The organism is Rhizobium sp. Root1334, from assembly GCF_001426665.1.
Lineage (GTDB): Bacteria > Pseudomonadota > Alphaproteobacteria > Rhizobiales > Rhizobiaceae > Pararhizobium.
The window spans coordinates 35791-55389 of the sequence record NZ_LMEY01000013.1 but is presented as its reverse complement, the minus strand read 5'-3'; the positions used below and the strand labels follow the sequence as shown (position 1 = coordinate 55389).

Sequence of the window (19599 nt, the reverse complement as noted above, 5' to 3'; positions counted from 1 at the left end):
GATTTTGGTCCAGGCCATCGTGAACTCCATCGAATCTTTGCAAATCCGAAGGAATCATAACCTACTGAAATCACCCACCTCTTTTTGAGGCAGCCTCTAAGCTGAAAAAAGACTTCACAATGCGGATGCCCTTGTCGCAGATTTCATCACGGCGCCACTTCGCGGCCTTTCCGACCCAGAATCCAGACTGCCTCGATCATTTCATCCGGCACCAGGCCAGCGGCAGCCGCTCGCCGATTAGCTGAATCTTGGGTCAGGCTGAGCGGCGCGGTGGGTTACTTTTCGGCGACGCTCACACGCGGTCAATGCTTGAGGCACTTGGCCCCCAACGCCATTGCCTTGTATGTCCCTTTTAAGTCGACCGCAAACGCTCCTTTGGTTTCAGGAAACACGAGCATTTCATATTTCTTAGCCAGGTCGCGTTTGAAATTCGGGTCGTCCGACAGGATGTAGCCGCCAGAATATCCGCCCTTGAGTTCTCCGTGGGTAGCGGTGGCGATCCCAGCATAGAGGTGGCCATCGATCGAAACGAAGACTTCCGACTTGGCCGCGTTCTGAAGGCCGAGATCAGCCTTGGTGAATACACCAAGGTATCCTACCTCCTCATTTACGGTGACACCCATCTGCACCGAGCCCAGACCAAAATCACGCACGATCAAGCAATCACCGCGGGTCTGGTTTGCGTACACGGTCCAGCCCTCGACCTCTCCATATTTGACAAGAGCGTCGTTTGCCGTGGGAACGGGAGTTTGTGCGTAGGCTGTCATTGCTGATGAAAGCGCGAGCGCTGTCGCAGCGATGAAAGTCAGGAAGGTTTTCATTGATATCCCCTTTTGAATTGCTCTGCCGTCGTGATGGCCGGAAGAGATAGCGTCAGAAAAATATCCAGATGCAAGACGGTCGAGAGCTCGTTGGGCGCGTTTCCTGGGGGATATCCCTAAAATCCGGTTAAAGATGTTAGGATCCTCAGCCACAAAACTATGGCCCGAACCGACCACAACCATACATATACCTCCTATAGATGGAAAACGGAACTGATTTCGATACTGCGCTTTCAACGCTGGCGCGAACGACGACAGCGCTCTGCATCGAAGCGGCAGGCCAAGAGGCCTACGAAGTGACAAGTCAGCCATGGCTCGTGACGATCGGCGCGGCCTATCCGAGCAACCTAGGAACGCGTCCACGAATTGATTTTGTGTCCGCGGATCCTTTGTCGGCATGAGCATTGGCGAAAAGGTTTGTTGTGTTGCGGCAATTGAAGGCAGTCGGATGCAGCATCAAGCGCGCTTGCATCGCCGTTAGCGCACTTTTTGAGAGGGCTTCTTACCCAGCCGCCCATAACTTGGTGAGATTGTGGGCGATGCAAATGAGGCTCCACTCGTCTCGCACCTTATCAAGACCGCGCAGGAGAAACTGCCGGAAGCCGCGCGCCTGTTTGATCTGGCCGAAAACCGGCTCGGGCAATTGCTTGCGAAGACGATAGCGACTTCGGTGGCCGCCGAGCTTTAGCTTGCGACGCATTGCCTGGGTGAGCGGGCCGCCCACCTTGCCTCCAATCGCCGGCCGCTTTGCCTGACCGGTTGCGATGTAAGCGGAAATCTTACGTTCTTCGAGGGCGGCGAGGTTTGCTTCCGAACAATAGCCAGCGTCCGCCGAAATCTCCTTGGGTGACTTCCCCATATTCAGCGTGATCGCATCTTTAAGCGGAACCAGGCAAGGCGCATCTGCGGGCGAATTCGACAACGAATGTGCAACGATTATCTGTGCGGTCGCGTCCACAGCCGCTTGCCCGTTATAGGCCTGAATGAACCCGTCTCTACCAGGCATAATCCGGCTGTCGGGGTCGGTGAAATTGCGCTGTGCTTTTGGCGTGGGCTCACCGGGAGGATGCTTCGGCTTGCGGCCGGGCCGCGGCCCGTTGCCTGAACCATCATCGTTATCTTTTGCTTTGGCATCTGCCTGCGCCTTGGCTTCTGCCTCAAGCGCTGCCTTGGCCTCTTTGATCTTGGCCAACCGCTTCTGTTTGTCGGCAACCCAGTCCGGCATCTCGTCACCGCTCGGCCGCCTTCAGCCAACCGGCAACTTCAGCGGCCAAGGCAATCTCTGCCTTCTGCATTCGAGCATAGCTCATCGCCTTATGCTTCGAGGCGTTGGCTTTGATCTTTGTTCCATCCAACGCCACGTGTCCCAGTTTGACCAGGCCCGCCTGCGCACACAGCTTCAGCACCTGCACGAACAAGCCTGACAGGGCTTTGAGGTGACGCTTGCGAAACTCCGAAATCGTCCGGAAATCAGGCTTCGAACTCGCGGTAACTGCATGGAAATCGAGCCTATCTTCGCAAGCGCGCGAGATCCGCCGTGAGGAATAAATGCCCTGCGTGTAAGCGTACAACAACAATGCCCCGTCATCATGGCCGGATGAAACGCCGGCGCTCCGCGCGCATCTTCATAAGAGACATAAATCCCATCGAGGTTCAGCTCATCGCGCACCAGATCCCGAACAAAGTGTGCGGGGTGCGACAGCGGCACGTAATCGAGAACTGACGCTGGAAACAGCGATACCTTCTCAACATTCCAAGGGAGAAAACTCTTGCTCATGAATGGAGTGAATCAAATCAAAGCCTGAACGTCCACCCCTTCCAAACGAAATCGTGGACGGCCTCCTAGGAAGGCCAGTGTATCCACGCGTCGAAATGCGTAAGGCTGATGATGTCCTTCTGAATGCCGGTGCCAATGCCGGGCTCGGCGGCATTGAACTCATGCCAATAACTGATCGACATGTCCTGGAAAAGGAAGAAGGGCGATACCGGGTCAACCGGAGCTATTGCCTTGTCGGGGCTGTCGCAGGCAAAAGCAGGGGAAAAATATGTAATCCCAGGTAACGTGATTAACGCACCATCCCACACCCTCATTTTCGCAATGGGGTGGCAGCACGAGCGGGTCAGTCTAACTATTACGGCTTGGTTAAAAAGCGAAACAGAGTTTTGTGGAATTCAACCACGTAAATCGCTTGCCACACCGCTGCCAGTCCCAACTTCCAACTTACCTGCCAACCTATGCCGCATTTACTTTCCATGCAAACCAACCAGAGTCAATCATTCAGTATGCGCTTTCACTAACTCGCTGGTTGAACAGGTAAGAAACGCAACTGACGTGCAAAAGATTTCAGCAAAGTGGCCTTTCGTCGCAGGTAACACCCTGTTCCACGGGATAGGCCACCACCCGATAAAAAGTATTGTTTTGCACTTTATTTAATCTATTGCGTCGTTAGAATGCACTGCAGATTGAGTGGGAGCGCGTCATGTCCGATCCGGTGAATGCGAACTCGGCGAATGGGATGGCGCATCGCCGGAGGCGCAGCGAACTGCTGACATTCTTTGTCCTTGCGTTCGGTATCTGGCCAATCATCGCTGTGGGCGTTGTGGGCTCTTATGGGTTTGCCGTCTGGATGTGGCAGATCGTCTTCGGCCCTCCCGGCCCCTTGGGGCATTAGAGTCATGCGCGAGGGAACTTCCACACGACGTTCATTTCTCCTTGGCACTACCGCCAAAAGATCCGATCTAATTCGGCCTCCGGGCACAATTTCTTCGAATTTCCAGTCCTGCACCGGGTGCGGCCTCTGCGTCGAACGCTGTCCCACCGGAGTGATAAAACTCGTCGATGGACGACCCTCGCTTGATTTCACGTCGGCCGAATGCACCTTCTGCGGCGAGTGCAGACTGGCATGCCCTGAACCCGTCTTCGAACCTGAGGGAGCCCTCCGCTTCGACCATTTCGCATCGATAACCGATGCCTGTCTGGCAAAGCGCGACATCGCCTGCCAGTCGTGCGGCGAGAGCTGTCCCGAGAACGCGATCCGGTTCAAGCCGCGCCTGGGCGGGCCTTTCATACCTTACCTCGACGAACACGCCTGCATCGGTTGCGGGGCCTGCGTTAGAGTTTGTCCTGTCAGCGCGATAACGGTGAAAATTCGACAATTGGAGGCTGCCGATGCCTGAACTCCGGTCCACCTACTACCACATCTCGAGCGCGGTCGTCGCCACCATGCCCGCGGCCACCGACAAAGTCCTGGAAGAGCTTGACCGGATGGAAAACGTCGAAGTCCACGGCTGCGAGCGCGGAAAGATAGTACTTGTCATCGAGGGGACCAGCACCGGGATGATGGGCGACTGCCTGTCGAGGATATCCCTTTTTGACGGTGTCATCGCGGCAAACATGGTTTTCGAACATGTCGAAACGGAGAGCGCAGACAGATGACCGAAGCACTGACCCGACGCCAGGTTCTAAAAGCCCATGCTGCAGGCATCGCCGCGGCGACGGCCGGAATTTCACTGCCCGCCGCAGCCCAGCCAGTTCCCGGCGGGGTAGGCGCGCTCCAGATCAAATGGTCGAAGGCTCCCTGTCGCTTCTGTGGCACCGGGTGCGGGGTTATGGTCGGCGTGAAGGAAGGGCAGGTCGTCGCCACGCACGGTGACATGCAGGCTGAGGTCAACCGCGGCCTCAACTGCATCAAGGGGTACTTCCTCTCGAAGATCATGTACGGCGAGGACAGGTTGAAGACCCCGCTCCTTCGCAAGCGCGACGGAGTCTACGCCAAGGACGGCGAATTCGAACCAGTCGGATGGGACGAAGCTTTCGACGTGATGGCGCAGCAGGCGAAGCGCGTGCTGAAGGAGAAAGGTCCGACAGCGGTCGGCATGTTCGGCTCCGGCCAATGGACCATATTCGAAGGCTATGCAGCGACGAAGCTGATGCGGGCCGGGTTCCGTTCGAACAACCTCGATCCCAATGCGCGCCACTGCATGGCATCGGCCGCGGTTGCATTCATGCGTACCTTTGGCATGGACGAGCCGATGGGGTGCTACGACGACTTCGAGAACGCAGACGCGTTCGTGCTTTGGGGCTCCAACATGGCGGAGATGCATCCGATCCTGTGGACACGCGTCGCCGATCGCCGTCTCGGCCACGATCATGTCCGGGTTGCGGTACTCTCCACGTTCACGCACCGAAGCATGGATCTGGCCGATATCCCGATCATCTTCAAGCCGGGCACCGATCTCGTTATCCTGAACTACATCGCGAACCACATTATCCAGACGGGGCGCGTGAACACTGCGTTCGTTGAAAAGCATACCAAGTTCGCCCGCGGCGTGACCGATATTGGATACGGGCTGAGGCCCGATGATCCGAAAGAAGTGAATGCCGCAAACTCGGCCGATCCCGGCAAGACCGAACCGATGGACTTCGATGCCTTCAAGGAGTTCGTCTCCGAATATACGCTGAAGAAAACGGCGGAGATGACGGGGGTCGAGCCGGAGTTTCTGGAACAGCTGGCGGAGCTTTATGCCGATCCAAAAACGAAGGTCATGTCGCTCTGGACGATGGGGTTCAACCAGCATGTCCGCGGCGTCTGGGCGAACCAGATGGTCTATAACATACATCTGCTCACCGGAAAAATTTCCGAACCAGGCAACAGCCCGTTTTCGCTAACCGGACAACCTTCCGCATGCGGCACGGCGCGCGAGGTGGGCACCTTTGCGCATCGGCTGCCTGCTGACATGGTTGTCACCAATCCGGAACATCGCAAGCATGCGGAAGAAATCTGGCGCATCCCGCACGGCATCATCCCCGAGAAGCCGGGATATCATGCCGTTCAGCAAGATCGGATGTTGAAGGATGGCAAACTCAATTTTTACTGGGTCCAATGCAACAACAACGTTCAGGCCGCGCCGAACAACAGCAACGAGACATATCAGGGCTATCGAAATCCTGACAACTTCATCGTCGTCTCCGATGCCTACCCGACCATCACGGCGATGAGCGCCGACCTCATTCTGCCCGCCGCGATGTGGGTGGAGAAGGAAGGCGCGTATGGCAACGCCGAGCGAAGGACGCATGTCTGGCACCAGCTGGTGCAGGCTTCCGGAGAGGCGCGATCCGATCTCTGGCAGATGATGGAGTTCTCAAAGCGGTTCGTGACGGAAGACGTCTGGCCGCCGGAGCTGCTCGACGCCAACCCGACCCATCGGGGGAAGTCGCTTTTCGACGTGCTGTTCCGCAATGGTGAGGTCGATCGCTACCCGCTCACCGAGATCAACGGCGAGTACGACAACAACGAGTCCAAGGACTTCGGGTTCTACGTCCAGAAGGGCCTCTTCGAGGAATACGCTGCTTTCGGCCGGGGACACGGTCACGATCTCGCACCCTATGACGTCTACCACGAAGTTCGCGGACTGCGTTGGCCCGTTGTGAACGGGCAAGAGACGAAGTGGCGGTACCGGGAGGGATACGATCCCTACGTCAAGCCGGGCGAAGGCGTGAACTTTTACGGACAAAAGGATGGCAAGGCGGTCATTCTGGCTGTGCCCTACGAACCACCTGCGGAATCGCCCGATGAAGAGTTCGATTTCTGGCTCGTGACGGGGCGGGTTCTCGAGCACTGGCATTCGGGATCGATGACGATGCGGGTTCCGGAGCTCTACAAGGCGTTCCCCGGCGCACGCTGTTTTATGAATGCTGACGACGCCCGAAAGCGTGGCATCAACCAGGGTGCGGAGGTCCGTATCGTTTCGCGCCGAGGCGAGATACGCACCCGCATAGACATCCGAGGTCGAAACCGGATGCCATCGGGCGTGATCTTCATTCCCTGGTTCGACGCCAGCCAGCTAATCAACAAGGTAACCCTCGACGCAACTGATCCCATCTCCAAACAGACGGATTTCAAAAAATGCGCGGTCAAGATTCTACCGGTCGTCGTCTGATGCGCCCCGAATGGACTGCAATCGTGGGCGGCCTTTTCGTGTTCATCGCGACCGCGGCGATCGCCCAGGTGGCGACGCAGAACGTCCCGCAGCTCGAAGGCCAGACCCATGCCATGGAATCGGGAGCGACGGCCGTCCTCCCGAAATGGGTGATCGACGATAAACGGAAGATGCGCGCTTATCCGGACCAGCCTCCGATCATTCCCCATTCGATCGAGGGTTACGAACTGTCGGTCAACGCCAACCGATGCCTGACCTGTCACAAGCGCGAATTCACACAAGACTCGGGTGCACCGATGATCAGCGTGACGCATTACATGACGCGCGAGGGGCAGATGATCGCAGACGTTTCCCCGAGGCGGTACTTCTGTACGGCGTGCCATGTCCCCCAGGCAGACGTCCAGTCGCTGGTTCCGAGCACCTTCAAAGACATGAGCGAACTTGGGTTCAAGCCAGCGGGAAGCGAGTGAGGCCATGATCGCTTGGATACGGAAAGTCGTGCTGTGGGCATGGGGTATCATGATCACGCCTGCCGTGACGCTTGGGCTGGGGTTTCTGACCCTTGGTGGCTTCATCGGCGGCGTCATGTTCTGGGGCGCTTTCAACACCGCCCTCGAAGTGACCAATACCGAGAAGTTCTGCACGGGATGCCATGAGATGAAGGCGAACGTCTACGAGGAGTTGACGCGCACGATTCACTTCTCGAACCGTTCAGGGGTTCGCGCGAGCTGTCCCGATTGTCACGTGCCCCACCAGTGGACGGACAAGATCGCCCGCAAGATGCAGGCGTCGAAGGAGGTGTGGGGCAAGCTGTTCGGGACGATCAACACGCGATCGAAATTTCTTGAGCACCGTCTTGAACTGGCGCAGCACGAATGGGCGCGCATGAAGGCCAACGACAGTCTGGAATGCCGCAACTGCCACTCTTCGGTGGCGATGGATTTGCAAAAGCAGACCCAGCGGGCCGCTGAAATCCACACGCGATACCTCCTGACGGGAAAAGCCACCTGCATCGATTGCCATAAGGGGATTGCCCACGAGTTGCCGAACATGGAAGGCATCGATCCTGGCTGGAAAATGCCGAAAGAACTCGAGGGAAAAAAGATGGCCGAAGATTCACCTGTCGAGGAGCTGCGAAAGTTCGTAGCGGATGCTCACGCGGGGATGTTCTGAAGTTCGGTTGGCCACACGGAACTGCGCCGAATGTGCAGTGGCGGACGTCAACGCGAGGAGTCGCACGGCCCTGAGACGCCGACCGAGCGCAAATTCTTCTACCCTTAACTGTGTGTTGGGTTGAGAGCTTCCTTCTCTAGTTCCATAATTCAGATTACGTGATCTTCTTTTGTAGCGGGGTGGGTTCAAGGATGAAGTGCGACTTGCAATAGATAACAACGGTTTATCCCCTGCAAGGAACGATACATGAAACGCACCTACTCCCAGCTTGATCTGGATGAACGCCGCAAGATCGCGCGCTGGCGTGCGACTGGAATCAGTGTTGACGTCATCGCCGAGAAACTGCATCGACACCGCTCGACCATTTTCCGTGAGCTGCGCCGCAATACGTTCGAAGATGGTGAGATGCCGGACCTCAACGGCTACTACAGCGTGATGGCCAATGACATGGCGCGAGAACGGCGTGCCAAGCTGCGCAAACTTGCCCGGTTCTCGCATCTGCGCCAATCGGTGATTGAGCGCATCATACATGGCTGGTCGCCGCAACAGATCGCTGGTCGATTGCAGCTTGAGCGTCACCCGATCTCCGTCAGCCATGAGACGATCTACAAGTTCGCCTATTCCTCAGACGGACAGGCGATCAAGCTATGGCGACATCTGCCGGAGCACCGTGCCAGACGTCGGCCGCGGCATGCCAGGCGCCGCCATGGCCGACGTTTCACTCCGGATGTCAACATTCTCTACCGGCCAGCCGCCGTCGCCGAGCGCAAACAGTTCGGGCATTGGGAGTGCGATCTCATCCAGTTTCGCAAGAAGTTCGGAAAGGCCAATGTGACGTCACTGGTCGAACGGGTCAGTCGCTTCGCCGTCTTCCTGCGCAACAATGACCGGCAATCACGGCCGGTGATGGATGGCCTGATCCAGGTTCTCCAGTCCCTCCCTCACCTCGCCCGTCGTTCGATCACCTTCGACCGTGGCACCGAATTCACCGATTGGCCCTACCTGCAGGCGAGTATTGGCGCACAGACATGGTTCTGCGATCCACAATCCCCGTGGCAGAAGGGAACCGTCGAAAACACCAACAGACGGGCCAGGAAATGGCTTTCGAGAGAGGTGGATCCTCTGTCCCTCAGCGACCGCGATCTCACCAAGATCTGCAATCACCTGAACGCCACACCACGCAAATGCCTCGGCTACAAAACACCCGCCGAAGTCTTCCGCCAGAAACTCCTCGCGCAAGGCCGACGCACCGGTTAGCCTCTCGAAGCCCGCAGGTCGCGGTTCAGCATGAACTCACACGGCATTTTAGAAATGCGACATATAGGCTAGTTAGAGACGCGACAATCGTCGCCTCTTGGGATGCTGGTCGAACGTCAGCATTGGGAAGCAAGATAAGCGACGTGCATCGTGGTCGAGGCCATCTGTGTTCGGAGTCGTCATGTCTTGTTTGATTGTTATGTCTCAGAAGGAATTGCATCGTCTTGAACTAATCCAGCAGATTCGGGCCGGAGGCTGACTGTCGTCGAGGCGGCTGGGTTGCTCGGTCTCAGCCGCAGTCAGGTCCACCGTCTGTTGCAAGCCTATGACCTGGCCGGCGCCGATGGTCTTGTCTCGAAGAAACGCGGCCGTGCGAGCAACCGGCGTCACAGCGAGGACTTCCGCAACCTGGTGCTCGACTTGGTGCGTGAGCATTACGTGGATTTCGGACCGACCCTGGCCACCGAGAAGCTGCTCGAGCGCCACCGGATTGCGGTCAGCAAGGAGACGCTGCGTCATTGGATGATGGAAGCCGGCATCTGGGTGTCGCGCCGCGAACGCAAGAAGCGGGTTTTCCAGCCGCGCGGCCGGCGCGACTGCTTTGGCGAACTTGTGCAGATTGATGGGTCGCATCACTGGTGGTTTGAGAATCGCGGTCCCAAATGCGCCCTGCTCGTCTATATCGACGATGCCACCGGCAAGCTGTTGCATCTGCGCTTTGCCGGCTCGGAGAACACCTTCGACTATCTGCACGCGACGAAGGCTTACTTGCAGCAATGGGGCAAGCCGATCGCGTTCTACAGCGACAAGCATGGGGTTTTCCGCACCACCCATGCTTCGCAGCAGGACAGAACCAGCGGCCTGACACAATTCGGGCGGGCGCTTTATGAGCTCAACATCGACATCATCTGCGCCAATAGCCCGCAGGCCAAAGGGCGCGTTGAGCGTGCCAACCAGACGCTGCAGGATCGGCTGGTGAAGGAGTTACGGCTGCGTGGCATCGACACGATCGCGGCGGCCAATGCCTATGCGTCGGAATTCATGGCCGACTTCAATCGCCGCTTTGGCAAGGAGCCTCGCAATCCGAAGGACATGCATCGGTCGTTTGCCGCGCATGAGAACCTCGATCGCGCCATGTGCCGCAAGGAAGTGCGCAAGCTGTCACAGGCCCTGACGCTGCGCTATGACAAGGTGCTGTTCATCCTCGATCCGACGGATCTCGCCAAGACGCTCGCCGGTAACAAGGTCGTTGTCTGCGACTATCCCGATGGTCGCCTCGAGATCACCCACGAGGGGACGTCCCTGCCCTACAAAACCTTCGACACGCTGCGCTCGGTGCACCGCTCCGAGGTGGTTGAGAACAAGCGGCTTGATGACATGCTGGCCCTGGTGGCCGAGATGCAGGCCGGACGTGAGCAACAGCGCAGCCAGAGTGGACCACGCCGCACCGGTCAGACCGACCATATGTTCGGCATTCGCGACGGCAGTACAGCCAATGGCTACCAAAAGCGCGGCACCAAGCCTGGCAGGAGGACGGATTTTACCAATGATCCAGTGGTAATCGCCCGGCGACAGCAAGCCCTTGCGCAGTTGAAAGCGGCGGACTGATCGGGGTGTCAAAGCTAAAGTTTACTCTTCCAGCTGGAGCTATCCGCCACCGCCCGGCCTACGCAACCCCGACCAGCTCACCCGGGCGGCGGCTTACGTCTGTGTATCAGCAAATATAGAATCTTGCAAAATCAGTAATAACGAATAGGATGGTGCCGCGTCTCTAAATTGCTTACTTTGTCTCATCTTTAAATAGCTGTGACAGCACCAGCATCTATTTCCAAGTGCGACCGTCATCACCACGACAGCCGTTTTCGGGATTGATTTTATCACTGCATTCGTGACGATGGGCGTTGATTTTTCCGCCAGTCCTTCGTCAGGAAACCCGTATGAAACTCCAGTCGATCCGCAATGCCACGTTAAAGCTCGACTATGCCGGACGCACCGTTCTGGTTGATCCCTACTTGGCGCCGAAACACAGTCTTCCATCGTTTACCGGCCGGTCGCCCAATCCGATGGTGGAGCTTCCGGCCGGGATCGAGAATATTCTGGATGGCGTCGAGCTGGTGATTGTATCGCATCTGCATGACGACCATTTCGATAGCGTTGCCATGCAGCGCGTGCCGAAACATCTGTCGCTTTTCTGTCAGCCGGGCGATGAGGCAACGATCCGCGAGGCCGGGTTTACCAACGTGACGCCGTTGACCGGCAGTGCAACGTGGGAAGGCCTGACGCTGACGCGCCGCGAGGGCAGCCACGGCCTTGGGCCGGTGGTCGAACTGATGGGCTCGGTCATGGGGTTCAGCCTTGAGGCGGCGGGCGAGCCTTCGATCTACTGGGCTGGCGATACGGTGCTGTACCCGCCAGTGGCGGCGGTGATCGGCGACACCAAGCCGGATATCATCATTACCCACTCTTGCGGCGCGCGCTGGGATGGCGACCTCATTGTCATGGACGCCTTGGAGACGGTCGCGGTGTGCGAGGCAGCGCCGGACGCAATCGTCATCGCCACCCATATGGAAGCACTCGATCACGCCACGATCACCCGCCAGGATCTGCGCCACGCCGCAACGGAACAGGGTATCGCGCCCTCGCGGCTTGTGATCCCAGCGGATGGCGAGACGGTGGTACTCGGCAGGCCTTGATCGGCCCGCCTCTCTCCTATCCTTTTAGTGCATCCTGTAGCCGCCATCGCAATAGCGGCTACACAACTAGTTGCGTCTCACAGCGGCGTAACGTCGAACCCGAACCACTTTTCCGACAATGTCTTGATCGTGCCGTCAGCCTTGGCGGCCTCGATCGCGGCATTGAACATCGCCTTCAGTTCCGGGTCGGTCTTTCGCAGGCCGACCGAGCTGCCACGTCCGAGGAACCCGCCCTGGAAGCGCGGACCGGCCGTCGTCATGTCTTCGTTGCCGGGCTTTTCCGATGCCGTCGTCAGGTAGGCCATCGACGCCATGACAAGATCGACGCGGCCGGCGGCCAGATCGAGATCATGCTCCTCGGTCGTCTTGTATTCGCGAACCTCAACCACGCCCTTCAGATATTTGTCGACGAAAGAGGCGCCGGTCGACGCAATCTGCACGCCGATGATCTTGCCCTGAAGCTCAGGCTTGATCGTCTCAAGGATTTTCAGGGCGCCAGCTTCGTTGGAGGCCAGCGAGAAAACCTCCCCTTTCGATGGCATGGTGGCCAGCGGGCTTGATTTCAGCGTTGCGAATGCTTGGCCGGTTGAGCCGTAGGAATTGCTGAAGTCGATGACTTTCTCGCGCTTTTCGGTCGCCGACATGCCGGAAATGATCGCATCGAATTTTCCTGCATTCAGCGCCGGGATCATGCCGTCGAAATTCTGGACGACAACTTCGCACTCCACCTTCATATGGGCGCAGAGATATTTCGTCAGCTCGATCTCATAACCGTCGAGCGTGCCGTCCGGCTTGGTGAAGTTGTAGGGCTTGAAGGCGCCTTCGGTGGCAATCGTCACATGCGTCCATTTCTTTTCTTCCGCATGCGCACCGGCCGATGCCAGCATCAGCGCCGAAAAGCAGGCCGCCTTGAAGATGGATCTGATGGTTTTCATTGTTGCATTCCCCTTTTTTTGATCGGTTGTTGGAAATATCGCGACGCTCATCCCTTGATGAACTGCCGGAAACGGTCGGATCTGGAGTTTTCGAAGACGTCCTTCGGGCTGCCGTCTTCCTCGACCAGCCCCTTGTGCAGGAATATCACCCGGCTGGAGACGTCGCGGGCGAAACCCATCTCGTGGGTGACGATCAGCATGGTGCGCCCCTCTTCGGCGAGCGACCGCATGACACGCAGCACCTCGCCGACAAGTTCGGGATCGAGCGCCGATGTCGGCTCGTCGAACAGCATGACGTCCGGCCGCATGGCCAGCGCACGGGCAATCGCCGCCCGCTGCTGCTGGCCGCCGGAGAGATGTGACGGATACTGATTGAGCTTGTCGGCAATGCCGACCTTGGCAAGCAGCGCTTCGGCTTCCTCGATGCACTCCCTGCGCGGCCTTTTCTGCACGTGCACCGGGGCTTCGATAATGTTCTCGAGAATGGTCTTGTGGGTCCACAGATTGAAGCTCTGGAACACCATGCCGAGCCTCGAGCGGACACGGTCCACCTGGGCGATATCGGCCGGTTTGCTTTTGCCGTGGCGCGCAGGCGCCATTTTGATTGTTTCGCTGCCGACTGTCACGCTGCCGGAATCCGGTGTTTCCAGCATGTTAATGCAGCGCAGGAAGGTCGATTTTCCAGAGCCGGAGGAACCCAGGATCGACACGACCTCGCCTTCCCTCGCGTCGAGCGAAATCCCCTTGAGGACCTCGATCGGCCCAAAACTCTTGTGAAGATCCTTGACGCTCAGCGCCGGCGGCTCCACCGCGGACAAGGGAAGGTTCATCGCGCATCTCCTGCAATAGCCATTTGGGCGGCGTTTTCCGGTTGCCGCAAATGCGGGCTGAGCTTGAATTCGACCAACTGGACCAGGCGCGTCAGAAGGAAATTGATCGCCAGGTAGATGAAGCCCGCCACTACGAACACTTCGATGGCGCGGTAGGTCTCGGAGATGATCCGGGCAGCAACGCCGGTGACTTCCATGATCGTGATGATGGAAGCGAGCGACGTCGCCTTGATCATCGAGATCATCTCGTTGCCGTAACCGGGCAGCGCCTGGCGGATCGCCAGAGGCAGGACGATACGGCGGAAGACCATCAATCGCGGCATGCCGCTGGCGCGCGCCGCCTCAACCTGTCCATGCGGTACCGACAGCAGGCCGCCGCGGATGATTTCGCTGGCATAGGCGGCGGTATTGAGGCTGAGCGCCATCACCGCGCACCAGTAGGCGTCGCGCAGGACCGGCCAGAAGATGCTGTGGCGAACGGCGGGAAACTGGCTGAGGCCATAATAGATCAGGAAGATCTGGACGAGCAGCGGTGTACCGCGAAAGACGAAGACATAGGCCCGGGCGAACCAGTCGAGAACCAGAATGCCCGAGGTGCGCGCAAGCGCCAAAGCCAATGCCAATATCGCACCAAGGGCAATTGCGGTGGCAGCAAGCGACAAGGTCAGCGGCAGGGCCGAAACGAGGCTGACAAACGTTTCCTGTGTAAATTCCCAATCCATCAGCCTCTCCTCACGCCGCGGCTGAAATGACGCTCTGCTTGCCGCATGGCGATGCTGGAGACAGTCGAGATGGCGAGATAGATCAGAGCGGCAATCAGGTAGAAGTCGAACGGCAGACCGGTTGAGCCGGCGCCGATCTGCGACTGGCGCAGAAGTTCGACCACGCCGGTGATGGAGACCAGGGCCGATTCCTTAAGGACGACCTGCCACACATTGCCGAGACCCGGCAGCGCATGGCGCAAGGTAAGCGGTGCGATGATGCGCCGGAAGCGCAGCGAACGGGACATACCGCAGGCAATCGCCGCCTCGATCTCGCCGCGATGAACCGCCTTGAAAGCCCCGCGAAACACTTCCGTGTGCTGCGCGCCGGACGTGATGCCAACCGCAAGCGCGCCTGCGAGAAAACCGGGGAAGCTGATGAACCCGTCAGCGCCGAACAGCCTGCCGATCGAGGTGATCGCGGCACTTCCGCCGAAATAGAGCAGATAGATGACGAGAAGGTCCGGTATGCCGCGCAAGACGGTCGTATAGGCATCGGCGGCAACACGCAGTGTCTTGCCGCCGGAAATCTTCGCCCAGGCGCCGAATGTGCCGATGATGGCACCGATCGTATAGCCGGACAGCGCGATCAGGATCGTCATCCAGGCGCCAGCCATCAGCGCCTTTGCCCAGCCATCCGGGCCAAAACTCAGCAGATCAAAAAATCCCGGCTGGGTCATGGCGCCCCCTTTGCGGAAAACTGGCAGGATGCACTGCCTTTAAGGGTCGGTTTAGCGGCCATTGGGGCTCTCCGGCAGAGGCGGCGAAACGTCGTCGGGAATGGGATTGACGAACGGGTTGCCGTCAAGGCGCTCCCGGTGATCCGCCTTGGCAGCCTCGATCAGCGCCGGATTGGCGATCAGGTCAAGTGCTGTGCTCGCCATGACCTTGGCCGCGTATTCCATGCCCTTGTGTGCGGCCGGCAGCTTGCCTTGTGCCACCAGTTGCCAGGAATGGCCCGGCGTGCCGATAGCATAGGTTGCGCCGCGCATCTGCACGGTCGGGACAACCCAGCTGACGGTGCCGACATCGGTCGAGCCGACGATCGAGCCGTCGCCGCTGCCGAGCGGATAGATCAGATCGCAAAGCGCCTGCCCCTTCTTCGGCTTGATGCCGAAGCGAGCATAGGATGCCGCAATGTCTTCCGGCGAGAATGTCCGCTGGAATTTCAATGCAGTATCGTTGTCTGTTGCATCAAAATCAGGCGGACCGAGACGCTGGAGATTGGCATACATGCATTCCTCCAGCGGCGTATTGCCAACGAGATTGGCGTCGCCGCTGACGACTTCGCTGCGTACCGTCGTTTCGGTCATCAAGGCGGCGCCATCGGCGATTTTCTTGACGCGCTCGACAAGGCCAAGCAACTCGCCCAGCGTCCGAGCCCGGATCAGGTAGCGTACCGTCGCGCGGGCCTGGACCACATTCGGCGCTGCTCCGCCCGCATCGGTGACGGCGTAATGAACCCGCGCCGACGAGGGCATATGCTCGCGCATGTAGTTGACGCCGACATTCATGAGTTCGACCGCGTCAAGGGCGCTGCGGCCAAGATGCGGCGTTGCAGAGGCATGCGATGCGCGGCCGCTGAAATGGAAATTCAGCTCGTTGCAGGCAAGCGATATCGGGTTGTTGACGCCGGAAAACGCGGCCGGATGCCAGGAGATGGCAATATCGACGTCGTCGAAAACACCGGCCCGAACCATGAACCCCTTGGACGATCCGCCCTCCTCGGCGGGGCAACCGTAATAGCGCACCCGTCCCTTCAGTCCGTTGGCTGCGAGAAATTCCTTGACCGCAGCAGCGGCCATCATCGAACCGGAACCCAGAAGGTTGTGACCGCAACCATGGCCATTGCCGCCGGAGATGAGCGGCCGCTCCTCGGCAACGCCGGCTTCCTGGCTGAGGCCGGGCAAGGCATCGAACTCGCCAAGAATGGCAATCACCGGGCCGCCTTCGCCGGCTTCGCCCATGACGGCCGTGGGGAGACCCGCGACATTGCGTTCGACGCGGAAACCCTCCTGCGTCAGTAATCGCGCATGCTCCTCGCAGGCGGAAAATTCCTCATAGTTCGTTTCAGGCACATCCCAGACACGGTCACTGAGCGCGAAAAAAGCCTCACGTTTCGCTTCGACGAAAGCCCAGACGGAATCGGAGTTTTTCATGGCGCTAGGCTCTCGCTTGTCTTATAGTTACCAATATTGGCGCCAATTTAAGATACAAAAATAAATTGCGCAACTGGCGCCAATGAATAATTTTAATCAGAGCCATCTGCGTGGCATTTGCCGAGACTCGGTTACAAGAAAAGCGCGGCTCAGGCATACGGCGCCGATCCAGGACAACAGGAAGAATTCATGAGCGAAGTTCAAAGTAAAACGGCTGTCGGCCCCGAAGAGCGGGACGTGACCGAACTTGTGCTTCAAGACATCCTGACGGGCATGCTGCCTGCCGGCACCTGGCTGAAGCAGATCGATCTGGAGCGGCGATATGACTGCACAAGGCCGGAAGTCCGCCGCGCGCTCGATCGCCTGTCGCAGAAGCGGCTGGTCGCGCACGTGCCCAATCGCGGCTACCACGTCTATCAACCGGACGACCGCAATGCGAGGGAAGTCGGTGATATCCGCGTCATACTCGAGACGGCCGTTGCTGACATGATGGTCGCCAACGCAACCTCCGACAGCATCGCCACTTTGCGCGGGCTTGCGAGATACTTTGACGAAATGACGCTGACGGGAACAATTCTGGAGCATTACGAGGCCAACCTGGCCTTTCATCGCGAATTGCTGCTGCTGGGCGGCAATCAGGCCCTGGTCGACTTGGTCTCGGAAATTCGCCAGCGCACGTCGTCAGCCCCCGTTTCGCAATGGCGGACGCGTGCACGGATCGAGAAATCCGGCCGCGAGCATCACATGATGATCGATGCACTGGAAGCACGGAATGCGGAAGAGCTGAAACGGCTCATCGCCCTGCATATCCGCCAACCGGCCGACACACCGAAATAAGCGGTCGTGATCGTACGCCCGCGGCGGCCCGGGTTGATCAGCGCCGGTTCGTTGTAGATAATCGGTAAGAATTTCAGGAAACACGACGGGGCGCATTTTGGAAACGGGGCATGACACGAGCCAACTCGAGATGGTCGTCCTGATGACGCCCGACATGGCCAATTTCAGCGGCAAGGTTCATGGTGGTGCGCTGCTCAACCTTCTCGCCGTGTCGCCTTTTCCTGCGCATCCCGTTTCTCGCAGGAATATGCCGTGACGCTGTCGGTCGATCAGGTTGTCTTCCGTCAGCCGATCCATGTCGGCGAACTGGTGACGTTTCGCGCTTCGATCAACTATGCCGGCCGCACATCGATGGAGGTCGGCATCCGGGTCGAGGCGGAAACCATCCGCACCGGTGAGCGACGGCATACCAACTCCTGCTATTTCACCATGGTTGCCGTCGATGCCGAGGGGCGCCCGACCAATGTGCCCGCCTATAGCCCAAAAACCGGCGTCGCCAAACGCCGTGAACGTGCTGCACAAGTAAGGCGCAGCCTCCGGCGCGAGTTCGAGGAACGTTTCAAGGCAGCTGGCACCGGGTCAGAAGAATGATGCCAACTGCGTCGAAACGTCATCAGGGCTGAGGTCAGGCCAGATCGTCCAGCGTATAGGCACGGATATAGTCGATCTTCATCTCCGAACCGTCGGGCAATCCGTTCGCAGGCGCGCCAGCCATGCCGCCGACCGCAAGATTGACAAGCATATACATCGGCTTGTGCATATCGGATGGCGTATCGGCGCGTGCAACGGCAACATCATCGATGTACCAGACAATTTCCTCCTTCTGCCACAGGACGCCATAGGTGTGAAAACCTTGCGTATCGGAGACGCTGACGGCGGTGGCAACAGACGTTTTCTTCCCGGTTTCGTTCGAATGAACCGTCACATGCACGGTATTGGGATCCTGACCGCGCATTTCGACGACATCCAGTTCCGGCGGCCAGGAGCCGTCTTCCGGAAGCAACCAGAACGCCGGCCACACGCCTTTATCCTCCGGCATATCGGCACGGATTTCGAAATAGCCATAGGTCTGCGAGAAGGAGGCGTGCGTCGTCAGCATGCCGGACGTGTAGTCGTACCCATTGACCTCGCCGCTGATCGCATCGGGCGTTTTTTCCGCCGTGATCGTCAGCACGCCGTCGCTGACGGAAAACGGATTGCTTTCGGATGTCGGCGCATAACGGGGATTGACGTACCACTGAAGCTCGCCATTGCCCGTCAACGTGGCGCCCTTTTCCGGCGCCCACCAGTATTTTGCCTCCCAGACACCCTCCGTCCCATTCATCAGCCGGAGCGTATTGAAATTATCGCCGAATGTCTGCGTCAGGGCGGAACGGTCAAGGCTCAGTTCGAACTGGTTCGCACTCAGATCGGCCTTGGCCGTATCGGCAAACACCAGGCTTTCGCCATCGCGGAGATCGAGCCTCAGATGCGCGCCTTCCTGCCTCGCATTGGCGAGAACCTGATCAAAAGACGTCAGCGAATAGTGATTTAGCCGGACGATATCGGCGGCTTCAAAATCTGTGATCAGATCGCTGCCATTCCCCTTGGTAAAAATGAAGGTATCCGCGCCTGAACCGCCGGTAAGCACGTCATTGCCGCCTCGGCCGTCTAGGGTCTGACGGCCGGAAGCCCCCTTGATGATGTTGTCGCCGGCGTTTCCGAAGGCATAGCGCAGATCGCCGGTGACGGTCAGGTTCTCGAAATTCTCCGGCAGGGTGAAGCTCATCCAGGTGCTGATCGTGTCGACCCCCTCACCTGCCGCCTCATAAGCCCGGTTGATCGCCGAATAGAGGTAATAGATGTCGTCGCCCGTGCCCCCACTCATCGTGACGTTGACGGCGCTGTCGCCCCACATGGAATCGTTGCCCGCCGTTCCCTTCAGCACCGGGCCCGAGCCGGTTGCGGAGAAAAACCCGGTCGAACTGTCACTGTAGAGCAGAGTTTGCCCAACGGCATTCAAAACGGTTTTTCGCATGATCGTCTCCTGTCTGGCCTGCTGGCAATTGCCTGCGGAAACATAAAACGAGAACGATGCCGCAGTGCACCCAAGCTACAGCAGGCCGCCGGATCCCCCATCATCGATTGGGCAGAAGCGCACGAAACCAGCAAGCGACGTTAATAGGCAGACAAGCGATCCCGTTCTGGATCAAG

General features: G+C 58.5%; 16 protein-coding genes and 3 pseudogenes. 11 read left to right on the top strand and 8 right to left on the bottom strand.

Translation table 11 applies throughout. The features are described from left to right. Positions 1–302: 302 nt before the first annotated feature. Entirely contained in the window at positions 303–821 is a 519-nt protein-coding gene (locus ASD36_RS17410) for a hypothetical protein (protein ID WP_060511393.1), read from the bottom strand. A gap of 502 nt (positions 822–1323) precedes the next feature. Then, positions 1324–2598, bottom strand: a pseudogene (locus ASD36_RS17400) (IS1182 family transposase). A 703-nt stretch (positions 2599–3301) separates the two neighbouring features. On the opposite strand from ASD36_RS17400, the gene napE reads away from it, so the two are divergent. The 9 genes and pseudogenes from napE (at position 3302) to ASD36_RS17355 (ending at position 11884) form a co-directional block, all read left to right on the top strand. Further along, a complete protein-coding gene (napE, locus tag ASD36_RS17390; RefSeq protein WP_060511379.1) occupies positions 3302–3493 on the top strand; it encodes a periplasmic nitrate reductase, NapE protein in 192 nt (63 codons plus the stop codon). After that, positions 3432–3998: a ferredoxin-type protein NapF gene (gene napF, locus ASD36_RS30220; protein WP_347360135.1), complete on the top strand. Its 567-nt coding sequence runs from the start codon at positions 3432–3434 to the stop codon at positions 3996–3998. Before napE ends, napF begins: the two co-directional genes overlap by 62 nt. Then, positions 3991–4257, top strand: a complete 267-nt coding sequence (locus ASD36_RS17385; protein WP_060511373.1) for a chaperone NapD — start codon at positions 3991–3993, stop codon at positions 4255–4257. Before napF ends, ASD36_RS17385 begins: the two co-directional genes overlap by 8 nt. Then, a complete protein-coding gene (gene napA, locus ASD36_RS17380) occupies positions 4254–6761 on the top strand; it encodes a periplasmic nitrate reductase subunit alpha (RefSeq protein WP_060511371.1) in 2508 nt (835 codons plus the stop codon). The genes ASD36_RS17385 and napA overlap by 4 nt, the downstream gene beginning before the upstream one ends. Beyond that, a complete protein-coding gene (locus ASD36_RS17375) occupies positions 6728–7231 on the top strand; it encodes a nitrate reductase cytochrome c-type subunit (protein ID WP_060511369.1) in 504 nt (167 codons plus the stop codon). Before napA ends, ASD36_RS17375 begins: the two co-directional genes overlap by 34 nt. A gap of 7 nt (positions 7232–7238) precedes the next feature. Further along, complete coding sequence (locus tag ASD36_RS17370; protein ID WP_060511391.1) at positions 7239–7934, top strand: NapC/NirT family cytochrome c; 696 nt, start codon at positions 7239–7241, stop codon at positions 7932–7934. Positions 7935–8180: 246 nt separating this feature from the next. Continuing rightward, positions 8181–9191, top strand: coding sequence for an IS30 family transposase (locus ASD36_RS17365; protein WP_060511367.1), 1011 nt, complete (start codon positions 8181–8183; stop codon positions 9189–9191). 181 nt (positions 9192–9372) lie between these two features. Beyond that, a pseudogene (locus tag ASD36_RS17360) lies at positions 9373–10799 on the top strand (ISNCY family transposase). A 329-nt stretch (positions 10800–11128) separates the two neighbouring features. Next, positions 11129–11884, top strand: a complete 756-nt coding sequence (locus tag ASD36_RS17355; RefSeq protein ID WP_060511365.1) for an MBL fold metallo-hydrolase — start codon at positions 11129–11131, stop codon at positions 11882–11884. Between the two features lie 77 nt (positions 11885–11961). Here the strand turns inward: ASD36_RS17355 and ASD36_RS17350 are convergent, their stop codons facing one another. From ASD36_RS17350 to ASD36_RS17330, 5 genes are read right to left on the bottom strand one after another with little or no spacing between them, the layout of a single operon-like run. After that, entirely contained in the window at positions 11962–12819 is an 858-nt protein-coding gene (locus ASD36_RS17350) for a transporter substrate-binding domain-containing protein (protein WP_060511363.1), read from the bottom strand. Between the two features lie 47 nt (positions 12820–12866). Further along, positions 12867–13649, bottom strand: a complete 783-nt coding sequence (locus ASD36_RS17345) for an ATP-binding cassette domain-containing protein (protein ID WP_060511361.1) — start codon at positions 13647–13649, stop codon at positions 12867–12869. Next, on the bottom strand, positions 13646–14371 hold the full coding sequence (locus ASD36_RS17340; protein ID WP_060511360.1) for an ABC transporter permease: 726 nt from the start codon (positions 14369–14371) through the stop codon (positions 13646–13648). The genes ASD36_RS17345 and ASD36_RS17340 overlap by 4 nt, the downstream gene beginning before the upstream one ends. After that, the gene (locus tag ASD36_RS17335; RefSeq protein WP_060511358.1) at positions 14371–15090 is read right to left on the bottom strand and encodes an ABC transporter permease; all 720 of its coding nucleotides are present in this window, start codon (positions 15088–15090) and stop codon (positions 14371–14373) included. Before ASD36_RS17335 ends, ASD36_RS17340 begins: the two co-directional genes overlap by 1 nt. A gap of 51 nt (positions 15091–15141) precedes the next feature. Next, complete coding sequence (locus tag ASD36_RS17330) at positions 15142–16569, bottom strand: M20 family metallopeptidase (protein WP_060511356.1); 1428 nt, start codon at positions 16567–16569, stop codon at positions 15142–15144. 189 nt (positions 16570–16758) lie between these two features. Here ASD36_RS17330 and ASD36_RS17325 point away from each other — a divergent pair, with 189 nt between their 5' ends. Then, positions 16759–17406 (top strand): GntR family transcriptional regulator, encoded by a 648-nt coding sequence (locus ASD36_RS17325; protein WP_060511354.1) that lies wholly within the window; start codon positions 16759–16761, stop codon positions 17404–17406. A 130-nt stretch (positions 17407–17536) separates the two neighbouring features. After that, a pseudogene (locus tag ASD36_RS17320) lies at positions 17537–17997 on the top strand (acyl-CoA thioesterase). Between the two features lie 34 nt (positions 17998–18031). Here the strand turns inward: ASD36_RS17320 and ASD36_RS17315 are convergent. Next, complete coding sequence (locus ASD36_RS17315; RefSeq protein ID WP_060511352.1) at positions 18032–19423, bottom strand: family 16 glycosylhydrolase; 1392 nt, start codon at positions 19421–19423, stop codon at positions 18032–18034. Positions 19424–19599: the final 176 nt, after the last annotated feature.

What these genes read in the sequence shown, in the direction of transcription:
- ASD36_RS17410 (WP_060511393.1), bottom strand. Translation starts at nt 821, where the DNA reads ATGAAAACCTTCCTGACTTTCATCGCTGCGACAGCGCTCGCGCTTTCA.
- napE (WP_060511379.1), top strand. Translation starts at nt 3,302, where the DNA reads ATGTCCGATCCGGTGAATGCGAACTCGGCGAATGGGATGGCGCATCGC.
- napF (WP_347360135.1), top strand. Translation starts at nt 3,432, where the DNA reads ATGGGTTTGCCGTCTGGATGTGGCAGATCGTCTTCGGCCCTCCCGGCC.
- ASD36_RS17385 (WP_060511373.1), top strand. Translation starts at nt 3,991, where the DNA reads ATGCCTGAACTCCGGTCCACCTACTACCACATCTCGAGCGCGGTCGTC.
- napA (WP_060511371.1), top strand. Translation starts at nt 4,254, where the DNA reads ATGACCGAAGCACTGACCCGACGCCAGGTTCTAAAAGCCCATGCTGCA.
- ASD36_RS17375 (WP_060511369.1), top strand. Translation starts at nt 6,728, where the DNA reads ATGCGCGGTCAAGATTCTACCGGTCGTCGTCTGATGCGCCCCGAATGG.
- ASD36_RS17365 (WP_060511367.1), top strand. Translation starts at nt 8,181, where the DNA reads ATGAAACGCACCTACTCCCAGCTTGATCTGGATGAACGCCGCAAGATC.
- ASD36_RS17355 (WP_060511365.1), top strand. Translation starts at nt 11,129, where the DNA reads ATGAAACTCCAGTCGATCCGCAATGCCACGTTAAAGCTCGACTATGCC.
- ASD36_RS17350 (WP_060511363.1), bottom strand. Translation starts at nt 12,819, where the DNA reads ATGAAAACCATCAGATCCATCTTCAAGGCGGCCTGCTTTTCGGCGCTG.
- ASD36_RS17345 (WP_060511361.1), bottom strand. Translation starts at nt 13,649, where the DNA reads ATGAACCTTCCCTTGTCCGCGGTGGAGCCGCCGGCGCTGAGCGTCAAG.
- ASD36_RS17340 (WP_060511360.1), bottom strand. Translation starts at nt 14,371, where the DNA reads ATGGATTGGGAATTTACACAGGAAACGTTTGTCAGCCTCGTTTCGGCC.
- ASD36_RS17335 (WP_060511358.1), bottom strand. Translation starts at nt 15,090, where the DNA reads ATGACCCAGCCGGGATTTTTTGATCTGCTGAGTTTTGGCCCGGATGGC.
- ASD36_RS17330 (WP_060511356.1), bottom strand. Translation starts at nt 16,569, where the DNA reads ATGAAAAACTCCGATTCCGTCTGGGCTTTCGTCGAAGCGAAACGTGAG.
- ASD36_RS17325 (WP_060511354.1), top strand. Translation starts at nt 16,759, where the DNA reads ATGAGCGAAGTTCAAAGTAAAACGGCTGTCGGCCCCGAAGAGCGGGAC.
- ASD36_RS17315 (WP_060511352.1), bottom strand. Translation starts at nt 19,423, where the DNA reads ATGCGAAAAACCGTTTTGAATGCCGTTGGGCAAACTCTGCTCTACAGT.